Source organism: Acinetobacter sp. 742879 (assembly GCF_000588535.1).
Classification (GTDB): Bacteria; Pseudomonadota; Gammaproteobacteria; order Pseudomonadales; family Moraxellaceae; genus Acinetobacter; species Acinetobacter pittii.
Window position 1 is genome coordinate 45,998 of sequence record NZ_JFYC01000013.1, and the last position, 14,798, is coordinate 60,795.

Consider the following 14,798-nt stretch of genomic DNA (forward strand, 5'->3'; position numbering starts at 1 on the left):
ATATCCCAAGTTTTTAAAATAAAAATTAATAGTGATATCATTATCTTTAATACTTTATAAATCTTAAAAGATGAGGTTTCCGTGCGAAAGTTTAATGAAGATGCTCGTGTAAAAATTCCAACAATTCTTCATTTAACAAGGCTTGGTTATAAATATCTTTCTTTAAAAGAACATACATGGGATATGGAATCTAATATTTTCCCAGACATCTTCATTAAATCAATTAGTACGATTAATCCCTCTATTGAAAAGGATGATATTTATAGGGAATTGCAAGATCTTAAGCTGACCTTGGATAACGATGATTTAGGAAAAGGCTTTTTTAGTAAGTTAGTCAATCGCTCTGGAATAAAGCTAATTGATTTTGATGATATAAATAACAACACTTTTAATATTGTTACAGAGCTAACTTGTCAAAAGGGAGATGAAGAATTTCGCCCTGATATTACTATTTTAGTGAATGGTATGCCTTTAGTGTTTATTGAGGTAAAAAAACCAAATAATAAAGATGGTGTCTTAGCTGAACGAGACAGAATAAATAAGCGATTTCAAAATTCTAAATTTAAAAGATTTATTAACATCACACAGTTCATGATCTTTTCAAATAATATGGAGTATGACGATGCTGCTATTCAACCAATTATGGGTGCCTTTTATGCAACACCGTCTTATCACGAACCAAGTTTTAACTACTTCCGAGAAGAAGAGATATTCAATTTAACTCATTTATTGAATCCTTTAACTGAAGCAGAAGAGATTCGAGTCCTTAAGGATAATAACTTAGAAGTTATCAGAAATAGCCCTGAATTTATTACAAATAAAGATCCTAATAGACCTACCAACCGAATTTGTACTTCTTTGTTAAGCCGAGAGCGTTTAGCATTTATGTTACGTTATTCAATTGCTTATGTGGAAACGGAAAATGGTATGCAAAAACATATCATGCGCTATCCACAACTATTCGCAACTAAGGCAATTGCAAGAAAATTAGATGAAGGTATCCGTAAAGGAATTATTTGGCATACGCAAGGTAGTGGTAAAACAGCATTAACTTACTATAACGTCAAATTTTTGACGGATTATTATCAACGAAATAATGTAATTCCTAAGTTTTATTTCATTGTGGATCGACTTGATTTACTACAGCAAGCACAGAGTGAATTTGCAAGTCGTGGGCTAGTTGTACATACGATTAACTCTAGAGATGAATTTACTAAAGATATTAAGGCAACTAAGGTCATCCACAATAACAGTGGCAAACCAGAGATTACTGTCATCAATATCCAGAAGTTCGCAGATGATCCAACTATTGTTTCCACCAATGATTATAGTGTTGATATACAGCGTGTTTACTTCTTAGATGAGGTACATCGTAGTTACAATCCTAAAGGTAGCTTTCTTGCGAATTTAGATGTTTCTGATCGTAATGCAATTAAAATTGGTCTTACAGGAACTCCGCTATTAGGAACAGATTACAATTCAAGATCGTTGTTTGGAGATTATATCCATAAGTACTACTACAATGCTTCAATTGCTGATGGTTATACATTACGTTTAATTCGAGAAGACATCCAAACCAACTATAAAATTGCTTTACAAGAAGCATTGGCACAAGCAGAGATTAAGCAGGGGGATGTCGATAAAAAAATTATTTATGCACATCCAACTTTTGTAGAACCCATGCTCGATTATATTGTTCAGGATTTCGAGAATAGTCGTGGAGCTTGTAATGATTCGACAATAGGTGGAATGGTCATCTGTGATAGCTCAGAACAAGCGAAACAGATGTTTGAGATATTTAATGCAAAATATAAAAAAGACAATGATGCTATTAAGACAGATACATCTTATACAGAGCATTTAAAGGAAAAAAGCAAAGTTAAATCTGCTGCACTAATTTTACATGATGTGGGTGATAAACAAGAGCGTAAAGATTGGATTGATGCTTTTAAAGCAGGGAAAATTGATTTTCTCTTTGTTTATAACATGTTACTAACTGGTTTTGATGCCCCTCGATTAAAGAAACTTTATATTGGTCGTGTAATTCGAGAGCACAACTTACTTCAGGCATTAACTCGTGTTAACCGTACGTACAAGGGTTTTAGGTATGGTTACGTTGTTGACTTTGCAGATATTCGGAAAGAATTTGATGCAACAAATAAGGCCTATTTTGAGGAGTTACAGGCAGAATTAGGTGATGAGATGGAAAGTTATTCCCATCTGTTTAAATCTAAAGAAGAAATTGATCAAGAAATTAATCTATTAAAAGATTTGTTATTCCGTTTCGATACCGAAAATATGGAAAATTTCTCAGAGCAAATCCAACAAATTGCTGACCGTAAACAAGTATTAGAACTTAAGAAAAGCTTAGCTGATGCGAAAAGCTTATATAACCTCATGCGGTTACAAGGGGACTATGAGCAACTTCGAGCTTTAGATTTTGAAAAGATCAATATCATGTTCCGAGAAACAAGCAATCATTTAGATATGCTGAATTTAAAAGAAAGTATTGAAAGTGGTGAGGACACTACAAATTTACTTAATTTAGCTCTTGAAGATGTGATTTTTAAATTTAAGAAAATTGCTGAGGAAGAATTAGTTCTGGCAGATCAACTCAAAGATACGTTGCGTAAAACGAGAGAGGCCCTAGCTAGTAATTTTGATCAGCAAGATGAGAAATTTATCAGCTTAAAAGAGGAACTCGAACGCCTGTTCAAAAAGAAGAAATTGAGCGAAGTCACCCAGCAAGAGATGGTTGCTAATATTGGTACTTTGCAACAAATTCATGAGCGTATCAAAGAATTGAATCGTGCGAATAAGCAACTCAGTGATAAGTATAAAGGGGACATTAAGTTTACGCGTGTGCATAAGAGACTGCATGAGCAAGGAGATATTTCAAAATCTGAAAGACAGATTTATGAAGCTTTGATCGGGCTTAAACAGGATGCAGATGAGCGTGTGCTAGACAGTGAAAATGTATTAGATAACGAAGCATACTTTGCTCGAGTGATGATGCCCAATATTATCAAACGCTTTAAAAATGAACAGAACATAGCATTAAATCCAACGACTACACGGTATATTAACCAGCTTGTGGTAAATGAGTACCTCAAAGAGTTCAATGGTGGTTCAGGGCAATGGTAGAAATTCAATTTCAGCAAAAAGTTAGAGAGCTTATTGATGGTTTAAAAGCTATCTGCGCTAACTATGGACTTGGTAATGATGGTAATGAGTTTAAAATTATCACGCAGGCTTTTTTATATAAATTTTTGAATGATAAATTTGCTTATGAAGCAAAAAAAGTGGAACCAAGTTTAGCTGAAGCTGAAAAATGGGAAGATGTGCTCTCTAATATGTCGGATGATGAGTTAGAGATGCTTGCTTTACAGATGCCAGCAGACACTGCAATTCTTAAACCTCAGCACTTTATTAGCTACTTATTCAGCCAACAAAATGAACCTGATTTTTCTAAACTCTTTGATGATACGTTAAGAGATATTTCTATTCAGAATAATGAGATTTTTGCAGTCCATACAGATGGTGGCGCAAAAATCAAACTGTTTGATGCGCTTAGTCAGTTTATTAGTGATCCTTCTAAGCGAGATGAGTTTTGTAAAGCGATCATTAATGAATTGGTAGAGTTTAGTTTTGAACGTATCTTTGATCAGAAATTCGATTTTTATGCTTCTATTTTTGAATATCTAGTCAAAGACTATAACTCGAATAGTGGTGGTAAATATGCGGAATATTATACACCACACGCAGTTGCACGTATCATGGCTGAAATTCTTGTTCCTAAGGATCAGCAAGGACAAGTAAAAAACGTAACCTGTTATGATCCTGCGGCAGGGTCAGGCACGTTGCTAATGAACGTGGCTCATGTTATTGGTGAAACTCGTTGTGCTATTTATACGCAAGATATCTCACAAAAATCATCTAATTTACTACGCTTAAACTTAATTTTAAATAATTTAGTTCACTCAATTCCCAATGTAGTGCAAGGTAATACCATGCTTCATCCTTATCATAAGGATGGTAATGAACTTAAAAAGTTTGACTATATTGTTTCGAATCCACCTTTTAAATTGGATTTTAGTGATTTTAGAGATGATCTAGACACTAAAGTAAATAAAGAGAGATTCTTCGCAGGAATTCCTAAAATTAAAGTTAAAGACAAGAACAAGATGGAAATATATCAATTGTTCTTGCAACATATTATTTTCTCGCTTACTGAAAATGGAAAAGCAGCTATTGTAGTTCCCACAGGATTTATTACAGCTCAGGCAGGAATTGATAAAAAAATAAGAGAATATTTGGTTGAGAAAAAGATGCTTGCTGGTGTGATATCGATGCCTTCAAATATATTTGCAACCACTGGCACAAATGTCTCAATTCTTTTTCTAGATAAAAATAAGAGTGATACAGTAATACTTATTGATGCTTCTAATTTAGGTGAAAAAGTTAAGGAAGGGAAAAATCAAAAAACTATTTTAAGTTCTGTTGAAGAGCAAAAAATTATTGATGTTTTTAATTCTAAATTGGAAGAAGAAAATTTATCAATTTTAGTTTCGAATGATGATATAGCAAGTAAAAATTATAGTTTAAGTGCCGGTCAATATTTTAAGGTTGAGATTGATTATATTGGTATTGATCCTACTGAGTTTTTACAAAAAATGCAGATGGTTACCTCTGAGTTGGAAGATTTGTTTAAGCAGTCAAAAACTATTGAAGTAAGTATCAAGGATCAGTTAGCAGGTCTTAGTTTATGATTAATTCTTTAGAATATATAGAATTGGGAAAAATTGCTGAATTTAGAAATGGGCTAAATTTTACTAAAGATAATAAAGGCAATGGTTGTCCAATAATTGGTGTTGCTGATTTTAAAGATTATTTTTCACCTAATTGGAGTGAGCTTAATGAAATTAATCCAATTGGGATTGCGAAGAAAGATGATTATCTAATTAAAGGAGATATAATATTTGTTCGGTCAAATGGGAATAAAAAGCTAGTTGGTCGTAGTCTATATATTAATAAAGATACGGATGCTCTGTATTCAGGTTTTTGTATTAGAGCTAGATTAGTAAGTAATATTATAGATCCAATTTTTTTAGCATATTTCACCAAAACTGATTATTTTAAATCTTCAATTTCATATGCTGATGGAACAAATATTAATAATCTTAGTCAAAGTATACTTACAGAGGTTAAAATTCCTCTATATTGTATGAATACTCAGAAAAAAATTATTAATGTATTGTCAGTATTAGATGAAAAAATAGGTGTTAATAAATCTATTATAACTAAGCTTGAGTCATTAGCTAAGCTATTGTACGACTATTGGTTTTTACAAAATAATTTCCCAAATATACATGGAAATCCATACCAATTTTCAGGTGGAAAAATGGTAGATGCCCCCTTATTGAATCGCCAAGTACCACATGGGTGGGAAGTCAAGGAATTGAGCGATATTGCAAATATTACTATGGGACAGTCTCCAGATGGTAGTTCTTACAATGGAAATGGGGAGGGGGAAGTTTTTTATCAAGGCTCTACAGATTTTGGTGATCTTTTCCCCAAAGTACGTCAGTACACAACGGCACCAGGACGTATGGCTAAAAAGGGCGATATTCTGTTAAGTGTACGAGCGCCTGTTGGTGATATGAATATAGCGAATACAGATTGTTGTATTGGTCGAGGCTTAGCTGCACTTAATAGCAAAGATGGATTTGATGGTTTTCTTTTTTATGTGATGAAATACTTTAAACAAGTATTTGATAGAAGAAACTCAGAAGGAACAACTTTTGGCTCAATTACCAAAAATGACTTATATTCTCTAAAGTTAGCTTATCCTCCAAAAGAGCTTCTAGAAAAATACGATAATATCGTTTCAAAATACAATGAGATGATCTTTATCAGAAGTATGGAAAATCAAAAGTTAGAAGAGTTACGAGATTGGCTCTTACCTATGCTGATGAACGGTCAGATTTCTATTCGAGATGCGGAAGAGCATGTAGCTAAAACTTTTGAGCAAAATGAATAAAGTTTTAATGCATCAAGTTGTGTCTCTTCATGCTGTTAAGTTGAGCGGAAATTAAGCATATTTGACTTTAATTTCAGAGGGGGGATAGCATGAAATATATACTGCATATAGTTCTAACGGCTATTTCCATCTCCTTAATAGGATTAATTTGCATTATCTCTACAACCACTTCTACTCGATCTTTATCTTATTCGACTTTAACATAGCTCTTACTTCATCTATTGAAAATGCAGGTTTACGTTGATGAATGATAAAATGGCAATTAGGACAGACAGGAGCCATATCATTTATTGGGTCAACAATATATTTTTTTCCAATAGAGCTAATCTCAACCAAATGATGAACATGAATACAATTTTTTCCAACGGAACCATAAGTTTTTTCAAAATCAAAATTGCATACAACACATTGGTAGCCATAAAACGCTAAGCATTTTTTTCTTGCTTCTTTATTACGCTCATAAGCATTAACTACAATTTTTTTAGCTGCCCCTTCGGTTAAATTATTAAAATTATTTTCATCGTATTCTTCAGCGAAAATAACAGGGCTTTCTTTTAATTTCCAAATACTTCGTCCAGCTATTTCTGGTTTTTCAATAATACCTTCACCAGCTAACTCTTGGCGTGCCCAACGAATTTCATTCTCATATAACGCTCGGCCATTACGTTTTATGGACATTTCATTATTTGTGAGTTCCCATAAAGTAGCGAATTCGGAGTATACCTCCTTAACTTCCATAGGCCCTTTACTAGAAAGTAGATCAACCAACTGTGTTTTTATAACTTTGCGATGCGGTATAGGCATGTCACTCTCAATAAATCTATTTTTAAATTTGATAGAAATTAATTGTCTTTGAATATTAAAGATATTTTTAATAGATAGGTAGTGTTAGTTGTTGGTACTAAACTATACTTTTACTTTATTTAATACTTCGATTATCTCTAGGTATCCGTGCATACTGAAGTTTAATTTTGTATGGGTTTAAAGTAGAAACCATTGCAACACAAATTAAAATAGATATTCTAAACAGCCATAAGTTTTGGGACATTACTGAACAGTATGTGAAAACATACTCTGAAATTTGGGGAAATTTCAAACGATGATTACTCCGCTGGGGAGCGGTTTAAGAAAAAGGGTAATTATCGATTCTTAAATAATTTATAAGATTTGGTTAGATCAAATGAACAACTTAATAACGAGATTTTTAAGTAATCTGGGGCAGTGGCATGAAACAGCACTCACAACGACTAAAGCCATTGTTGCTATAGGTGTATTATGCTTAGTCGCATATTTAGTGACGATTAGCTATATACCTTCGGAAATTAGCTTTGGTGATACGCTCATTTTTCTACTGATTTTTGTAGCGTGTTCTATTATTTATGCGGGGCTAAGCACGATTTTGTTTTTCTTTGGTATTTCCTTAGTTCCAGTGACATATATCATCTTTAGTGTGGTTGATAAGTACTTACCACTTCATATCAGAATTGGACAAAAACTGCCATTTCCCAAGATTAGCATTACCACATTGGCTGCATCTCTTTATCTCGTATATGTTATTCATAGTTTGTTTTTACTGCATTGGAAAATCAATCTTTACATAGGCATTACCGTATTTTTTATTGCCTTTACTTATTATCCTTTTTATATCAACCGACAAAAGATTAAAGAATTTCGTATAAAGTTTGAGAATTTACAAGATATTATTGATGACCCAGAAGCAAGTGATCATCTTAAAACATTTGCGATAAAGAAATTCAAAAGATTAGAAACGCATATTAATGATAGCTTACAAGTAGCCATTATCTTGATTTTAATACCACTTGTCCCCATGTTTTTTATTGAAGAGGTGGGTAACATATTTCTAAACTACGCTATGCAAAAAACTGGTGTAAGAATAGAAAAGGCGACCCTGTATATTAAAGAACCTTATGCAAATTTAATTGAGTTGCCAAAAACGACTACTAAAGAACTGAGTCAGTATCAAACCTTTATTTTTAAAGATGTTAAAGTGTTATTTCAGGGCATTGGTAAAAGCACTTTAGTTTCTTATAAGGTGAAGGATATAGAAAAGCAGTTAGTAATTCCTAATGAATATATTACTGTAGAGCGAAGCAAGAAAATTGAAGAGTAATTAAATTATAAAAAATAAGAAATAGTTAGAGCTATGAAAGCAAGGATATAAACAATTGCTATTGTTGTTCTAGCCATAGCGTTTGCATCACTACTTTTTTCCGTAAGTGGGGGAAAAGTGGTAATGCTGCATTTTTTAAAATAAAGAATATTAAGGCGTACCCAGCAATAAGTGAAAATACATATTCAAATCCCAACTTTCCCTTAAAGTAAGCAATTAAAGCCATTATTAACATGAATAGGGCTAAGCTTATTAAAAGATATCTCTTAGAGGGAGAGTCTTTTATAAAGAAATCTTCTATTGACATAGGAATGGCTCGCTTTGAAATATTAAATTTTAGATGAACAATTTTTTTTTAATCAATGAATTAATTTTTTTGAGCATTCTTTCTATGTAAAAATAATAGACTAAATTTTTTGATTAACATAGATACTTCAAGACAAATGGTACGAACTAATCCTTAGAAAAGGACGTAATTCAATCATTCCCCCAAGGCCCCCGTGTCACAACAGAACTTTAATTTTTTGCGCTGATTTAAAGTCATCCACCATTGCGACACAGAGATAAGGGAGCTAAGCCAAACGCTTAGCCCATGTCTTCTTTATCGCACCGCCGCATCACACTAAAAAAAGTAGGGGCAAAGTCCTGTGGGAGAGCAGGACTTTGCAAACTGACATGTTCTAGACGTTGCATAAGCTTATGCGAATACACTTGTTCAAGCCTTTGGTAAATACAGTCGCAACTGGCTTGGGTGTGCCCACCAGACAGGCAAATTTCTTCAAAATCCTGCTGAGTGTGAATGTCGCAACCAGAAACACCGTAATCGCCTATTAAAAGGCTTAAAGCCAAAATAGGTTTATAAAGTTTCATATTATTCTCGTGATAATTTTCACTAAGTTATTAATAAAAAATAAGCCGCTTATATTTAAAGTATTAAAATCATTTAAAAAGGGAATAGTTAACCCGCCTGAAATACAGGAAAATAAAATGATTAAAATTTTAAAATAAAATTATTTATAAATTTAAAATATTTTAGGTGAGAGAAAGCCTAAATTTTAAATAAATAAAATTACGAGAGAGGATAGGGGATTAATCTAAAAAAGGTCATGGTTAACTCCTAGAATTTATGGAGTCCTACCACCAAAAATCACCGTCAATTGATTTGGGTGGTAGAACGAGAAGGGGTTGACAGACTGGGTATACACCAGCACGCGCAAGCGCGTCCCCCTCCCGTCCTACCGCAACGGTAAGGGGGAGGTGCAGGTTGCGCACAAGTCTGATACTCAGGAAGTATAAACCTGATACGCTGTATACTCGGTCTGTCAAAACCGACTGGCAATGTAGGCCAGCGAGACCATAATAATCATAAGTTTTTAACAGGTCAATTCAATTTAAATAAAATATTATAAAAATTTTAAATATAAATTTATATTTTAATTAAACTCAAAAGTTAATCTATTTAAAGCCTTAAATTAATAAAAATAATAAAGCTAAACTAAACGTTTAGCCTGTGCTTAAAATGTATAACGGTAATTAATAAATACACGGTGCTGGTCCCAATATTTACGAGACATACCATTTATTTTTTCACCTAAGTTTGCATTTTCAAACTTTGACTCATAATGTAAAAATGAATAACGCACATCTAAGTTTTTCACCCACGGCAAGGCATAACTCACCGTAAAGTCAAAGTATCGCTCTTTACCTTCAATATCACTGCTGATGTTACTTTGGTGAGCGCCAAAGCCATAAATATACTTCGCTTCGGTTTTTAAACCTTTCACATAGTCTTTCCAGTTATATTTCAAGCGCAGGGCAATCGCGGTTTCATCATTATTGGTAAAGTCAGGGCCAATAGTCGCAGAGGTCGGAAACGGATTGGTGCCGTGGTCTTGTGTCAAAATCGAGTTGCGGGCGGAGTGCACGGCAAAGTTATCTTCAATCCAAAAACCATCAAACTTTGAAACAGCAATGCCACCTTCGAGGTTATTCTTAGCCACATTTATATCGACAAAATAACCATTCCCACGGTTGTTAATGTCTTGACCTTTGACACAGTCTAGCTCGGTTTCGGCACCGCATTTAAACAGCTTGCCATCATCACGCGAGAAAAAAGCACCTGTGTTAAATGTCCACACCAAGCCATGCAAGGGCAATTTATATTGAGCAATCGCCCCGTACTTTTTTAAATAATCTTTGCTGTTTAAATATTCGGCATTCAAGCTCCAGTTTTTGTACTGATACTTAGCTCCAAGTAAACCGACATAATCAATGCGCTCGTCATTTTCAGTCACTAGTTTTTCAAAACTATCCATGCTGCGCGGTTTCCAGCGGTCATAGTAAGCAATGTAAGTCTGTAGCTGATCATTCAATTGAAACTGACCACTCGCACCCGAAAAAGTATCGGGCACTGCGCGGTTGTTGGTGCTTTTAAGTAACAGCGAGTCTTGCAACTGGCGGCCTAGCTTAATTTCACCTTTGTCGCCGAGTTTTGCTTTGATGTAGAGCTGCCCTAAAGTCGCAAAGTTTTGGTCGATCTTGCCGTTATTTTCGACCTCTAAAAGTTGGGTGCTAGGCTTGCCAGAGTCAAATAACTTGGTGACTGCATAGAGTGAGCCATCTACCCCAAGCCAGTCCCAAAAGTAAGGTGACTGATAATTTAACTCAAGCCCTAAGGCACTTTGTTCATATTCACTCGATGAAGGCGAAGGGTTGGCAAGCGTGGGGTGGGCAGTGCCTTCATCATTCCAGTAACGGGTGTTGAGTTTTAATTCTAACTTGCCAAATTCTTGAGGAAGCTCTGCATAAGCGTTGCTTACACTGCCTAAACCAATACAGCCCCATAGCAAATATTTATTCATTTTAAATTCCTTTTTTAAGCATGAATAAGCCCTTTGCCTAACGCTGGGTTAGGCAAGCTTTTATGAAATGGATGAATTAAGGAGAAAGTTTTTCGAGCACTTGGCCTTTGGTTTCAATGGCAAACAAGAAGGTTACAAGCCCACCAATGAGCGCCACAACGGCAAGCACACTAAACACATATTGAATGCCATAGCCACCAACCACGAGGCCCACCATAACAGGACCAATTGCAGAGCCGGCACGTAGCCAAGCAGTACTAAACCCGATGCCCATCGCACGTAGGCGAGTTGGGTAAAGTTCGGCAGCGTAAAGGTATAAAGAGAATGAAATGGTCTGCAAAATGGCATAGCTAATCGTTGCGAAAATTACAACTTCCATCGCCGATTTTGCGCCTAAAACCGAGAGGCTCATGAGTGGAATGATCGCCAAGAAAAATGCTGCACTGTACCAAGGGCGGCGGCCGACTTTATCAATCATTAACGCACAGATAATAGAGGCAATCACACCCACGCCCGAAGTAATCCAGCCATAACCTAAACTGGTTTGCAGCGACAGACCAAAGTGTTGTTTGTAGAGAGATGGCAGCCAAGTCACCATGGCATTGTTCACCATATACACGCAAAACCACATGCCCCACAGGGTAAAGGTACGTTTGCGGTAGATGCCACGGAACAGCTCGCGCCAGTCGGTTTTTGCCATGCCTTGCGGGTTAATTTCTTTAACTACTGGTTCAGGCAAAGTTTTACCGCTTTTGATGGCACCGTCTTCAAAGCTTTTGACGACTTGATCGGCTTCTTTAAAACGGCCTTTGGAAGCCAGCCAGCGTGGTGACTCAGGCAAGAAAAACCGTAAAGGAATGACCAGTAAAGATGGAATTAGGCCCACAATAAACATGACTTTCCAGCCGTAAATTGGCATCAGAAAAAATGCCGCCATGCCTGCAAACATAAGACCGAGTGGGAATAAAACTTCATAGAGCAAGAAAAACTTACCGCGCTTTTCTGCACCAATAAACTCGTTAATGTAGGCACTCGCAACAGGCACTTCGCCACCTGTGCCAACACCTTGCAAGAAACGGAAAATTAACAGCGACATTCCGCTCCACGCAAACAGACAGGAAATGTCCATTGCCACAAACAGTAAAATAGTAAACGACAGTACTTTTAAACGGCCGACTTTTTCGGCAAGAGAACCAAAGAAGATTGCACCGACCAGTTGCCCGACATAGCCCGCGGCAATGATCGCACCGACATAGGCGGGCGTCAGGTGCCATTCGGTAATCAGTTGGGGTAAAGCAAAGGCAATCGCAAGAACAGTATAAGCGTCAAAAAAGGTCGCGATACCAATGGTAATACGCATAAATTGCAATCGACCAGTGACGGGTAGCCGTTCAAGTCTTGCAATAATTTCCGCATTTTTTTGATGATGACTAATTTGTTCTACATCCGCTAGATTTGTCATCTTCTATCTCCTTATTACTACATTCCTCGTAGTTTTGTTGTTCTATTTCGCACTACCTGTTCACCACAGTTTGCATGCTTTTTATTATTATTTTTAAGAGACATGCCCGATGTTTGGCCTCAGGCAGCGTACAGGAAAAAAAGGCTAGCGTACATGCTAGCCCGAATAGAATTTAAGCAACGGCTTGGGTTAAGTCGACCTTGCCAATTCCGGCTTGGCGCATCGCATCATGAATTTCTTGCTCAGCACCATCTGCCAGTGGAAGCAGAGGCGAACGCACAGTGGCATGGTCCAAAATTCCGCGAGCAACCAGTGCATGTTTAAGCGCGACCGTACCTTCCATGTGTGAACCGCGGTGATAAACGTTGCGAGTCACTGGTAATAGTTGATCGTGAATAGCACGAGCTTTAGCATAATCTTTGGCTTTACCTGCTTTAATCATTTCAATTAAAAGTTCAGGGGCAATGTTGCCATAGCCAACCAATGCGCCGTCTACATCAAACATGGTGTGAAGCAAATATTCATCGTGGCACGTCAACACCTGTAAGTCTGGGCGTTCACGGCGAATAATCGGAATTTCGACATCCCAGCGGCGCATGTTGCGCACACCATTTTTCATGGCAAATACGCCTGGCTGTGCAGAAATATCGAGTAGAGTTTCAAGGTCGTAAGTGGCCTTCGTTGCATCTGGATATTGGAATAAAATACATGGCAAACCACTTTCTTCATAAATCGCTTTATAGCGGTCTTGTGGCGCGCCTTTTTGATAGCCAAAACGCAACCAGCCATGTGAAGGGTAAATCAAACCTGCCGAAGCACCTGCGCTGACTGCACGTTTTGCTTCTTCTGCTGCAACCGAAGTACCTTCGAGTGTAATCCCTGCGATTACCGGAATTTTGTCATCTACCGATTTAACAAAGCTTTCAATGACCTGCATTTGTTCTTTTTGCGACAAGAATGTTCCTTCACCTGCATGCCCAAGAACAACCAAGCCTTTCACACCATCAATACTGCCTAACCATGAACCTAAACGTTGAATTGCATTATGGTCTACTTGTCCGTCACGGGTAAAAGGAGTCACAGGTGCTGGGGTTAATCCACGTAAATCTAAACTCATAATCGTACTTCCTATACAGTGTAATTAAATATTCTCTGGTTCTTAATCTGATTTAAATCGTGTTGTAGAGAACATGATTGGAGTATAGAAATAGGTGAGCTATGTAGGAATTACCAATTCTTGAATTTCAGTTATACTGAAAATGTATAGCTAAAAATGCTGCCTATTTACGATTTAGGAAGAATCGATGAATTATGAATTATGGAAAATATTTTTAGACGCGGTGGAACTCGGTAGTTTAAGCAAAGTCGCCATGTTGCATAACACCAACCAACCGCAAATCAGTCGGCAAATGAACGAGCTTGAAGCCCAATGTGGTGGTCGTTTATTTAACCGAACTGGACGCGGCGTTGAGTTGACCGATTTAGGTCAGCATTTACTTCCTAAAATTCGTTCATGGCTGAACGTGACCGACCAACTGAATAATGAAATTTTGCACTCGACCGATACGCCGATTGGTACGGTGCGCATTGCCAGTTTGCCGTCTACTGCACATCCCTTGTTATCGACTTTGTATAAAGTGCTTCAAGAGAAATATCCCTTAATTAAACTGTCGGTGCGTGAAGGGCAAGGGGTGCATTTAGAAAAATGGCTCGAAGATGGCAGCGTCGATTTAGCCATACTCTATCGGTTTAACCCAACGCCTAAACAGGGTGATGTTTACCTTACCGAAGCCGATACCTATTTGGTGGGCTGTGAAGGAGATGCACTTACTCAGGCAAATGAAGTCGAATTTAAAGAAGTAAGTGAGTTACCACTGGTCACGTTTTGCAGGCCAAGTAACTGGCGCAATTTTTTAGACCACATGGCTTATGAAAATGGGGTAGACCTGAACATTGTGTTTGAAGCCGACTCGATTAGTTTGCAAACCCATTTGGTTTCCGAATCTCGCATGTACACCATGCTGGGGCCGCAAGCGTTAAAGAAGGCCAGCCAATACACCTCAATTCAATCCGCAAAAATTATTAACCCTGCGCTAAAGCGTTATATTTCTTTGTCTATCTCTAAGCATGGCTATTTAACACCTGCGTGTAAGGCGGTGATGGAAGAAATTAGAAATCTTGCCGATTTGCTTTAAGAGAAGTACCTCAAAGCGAGCGGATAATTAATTCAATTTATTAAACAGTGATTTAAGTTTTACTTGAATTATTGCTTGACTTGTTTAAATGATAATTATTATCATTTGT

Annotated in this window: 10 protein-coding genes and 1 pseudogene; 5 read left to right on the plus strand and 6 right to left on the minus strand. The window is 36.7% G+C overall.

Going from position 1 to position 14,798, the window contains the following annotated elements; translation table 11 throughout:
* Positions 1-81: 81 nt before the first annotated feature.
* The 3 genes from J690_RS18580 to J690_RS0104650 are packed head-to-tail and all read left to right on the plus strand — an operon-like array spanning position 82 to position 6,040.
* A complete protein-coding gene (locus tag J690_RS18580; protein ID WP_032037426.1) occupies positions 82-3,144 on the plus strand; it encodes a type I restriction endonuclease subunit R in 3,063 nt (1,020 codons plus the stop codon).
* A complete protein-coding gene (locus J690_RS18585) occupies positions 3,138-4,769 on the plus strand; it encodes an HsdM family class I SAM-dependent methyltransferase (protein ID WP_032037427.1) in 1,632 nt (543 codons plus the stop codon). Before J690_RS18580 ends, J690_RS18585 begins: the two co-directional genes overlap by 7 nt.
* Positions 4,766-6,040: a restriction endonuclease subunit S gene (locus tag J690_RS0104650; protein ID WP_050688062.1), complete on the plus strand. Its 1,275-nt coding sequence runs from the start codon at positions 4,766-4,768 to the stop codon at positions 6,038-6,040. The genes J690_RS18585 and J690_RS0104650 overlap by 4 nt, the downstream gene beginning before the upstream one ends.
* 171 nt (positions 6,041-6,211) lie before the next feature.
* Here J690_RS0104650 and J690_RS18590 read toward each other — a convergent pair whose 3' ends face one another.
* A complete protein-coding gene (locus J690_RS18590; protein ID WP_155762600.1) occupies positions 6,212-6,844 on the minus strand; it encodes an HNH endonuclease in 633 nt (210 codons plus the stop codon).
* A 376-nt stretch (positions 6,845-7,220) separates the two neighbouring features.
* On the opposite strand from J690_RS18590, the gene J690_RS18595 reads away from it, so the two are divergent.
* Complete coding sequence (locus tag J690_RS18595; RefSeq protein ID WP_032037432.1) at positions 7,221-8,171, plus strand: hypothetical protein; 951 nt, start codon at positions 7,221-7,223, stop codon at positions 8,169-8,171.
* Positions 8,172-8,176: 5 nt separating this feature from the next.
* Here J690_RS18595 and J690_RS0104655 read toward each other — a convergent pair.
* From J690_RS0104655 to J690_RS18615, 5 genes and pseudogenes are all read right to left on the minus strand, one after another.
* Positions 8,177-8,478 (minus strand): annotated as a pseudogene (locus J690_RS0104655) (hypothetical protein).
* A gap of 278 nt (positions 8,479-8,756) precedes the next feature.
* Complete coding sequence (locus J690_RS18600) at positions 8,757-9,041, minus strand: hypothetical protein (protein WP_004794079.1); 285 nt, start codon at positions 9,039-9,041, stop codon at positions 8,757-8,759.
* Between the two features lie 644 nt (positions 9,042-9,685).
* Entirely contained in the window at positions 9,686-11,032 is a 1,347-nt protein-coding gene (locus J690_RS18605) for an OprD family outer membrane porin (RefSeq protein ID WP_032037434.1), read from the minus strand.
* Between the two features lie 76 nt (positions 11,033-11,108).
* Positions 11,109-12,494: an MFS transporter gene (locus tag J690_RS18610; RefSeq protein WP_005803081.1), complete on the minus strand. Its 1,386-nt coding sequence runs from the start codon at positions 12,492-12,494 to the stop codon at positions 11,109-11,111.
* Between the two features lie 172 nt (positions 12,495-12,666).
* Positions 12,667-13,611 (minus strand): dihydrodipicolinate synthase family protein, encoded by a 945-nt coding sequence (locus J690_RS18615; protein ID WP_032037435.1) that lies wholly within the window; start codon positions 13,609-13,611, stop codon positions 12,667-12,669.
* 187 nt (positions 13,612-13,798) lie between these two features.
* Here J690_RS18615 and J690_RS18620 point away from each other — a divergent pair, with 187 nt between their 5' ends.
* Positions 13,799-14,689 carry a LysR family transcriptional regulator gene (locus tag J690_RS18620; RefSeq protein WP_032037437.1) on the plus strand — a complete coding sequence of 297 codons (891 nt, stop codon included), beginning with the start codon at positions 13,799-13,801 and terminating at the stop codon, positions 14,687-14,689.
* Positions 14,690-14,798: the final 109 nt, after the last annotated feature.

What these genes read in the sequence shown, in the direction of transcription:
- J690_RS18585 (WP_032037427.1), top strand. Translation starts at nt 3,138, where the DNA reads ATGGTAGAAATTCAATTTCAGCAAAAAGTTAGAGAGCTTATTGATGGT.
- J690_RS0104650 (WP_050688062.1), top strand. Translation starts at nt 4,766, where the DNA reads ATGATTAATTCTTTAGAATATATAGAATTGGGAAAAATTGCTGAATTT.
- J690_RS18590 (WP_155762600.1), bottom strand. Translation starts at nt 6,844, where the DNA reads ATGCCTATACCGCATCGCAAAGTTATAAAAACACAGTTGGTTGATCTA.
- J690_RS18595 (WP_032037432.1), top strand. Translation starts at nt 7,221, where the DNA reads ATGAACAACTTAATAACGAGATTTTTAAGTAATCTGGGGCAGTGGCAT.
- J690_RS18600 (WP_004794079.1), bottom strand. Translation starts at nt 9,041, where the DNA reads ATGAAACTTTATAAACCTATTTTGGCTTTAAGCCTTTTAATAGGCGAT.
- J690_RS18605 (WP_032037434.1), bottom strand. Translation starts at nt 11,032, where the DNA reads ATGAATAAATATTTGCTATGGGGCTGTATTGGTTTAGGCAGTGTAAGC.
- J690_RS18610 (WP_005803081.1), bottom strand. Translation starts at nt 12,494, where the DNA reads ATGACAAATCTAGCGGATGTAGAACAAATTAGTCATCATCAAAAAAAT.
- J690_RS18615 (WP_032037435.1), bottom strand. Translation starts at nt 13,611, where the DNA reads ATGAGTTTAGATTTACGTGGATTAACCCCAGCACCTGTGACTCCTTTT.
- J690_RS18620 (WP_032037437.1), top strand. Translation starts at nt 13,799, where the DNA reads ATGAATTATGAATTATGGAAAATATTTTTAGACGCGGTGGAACTCGGT.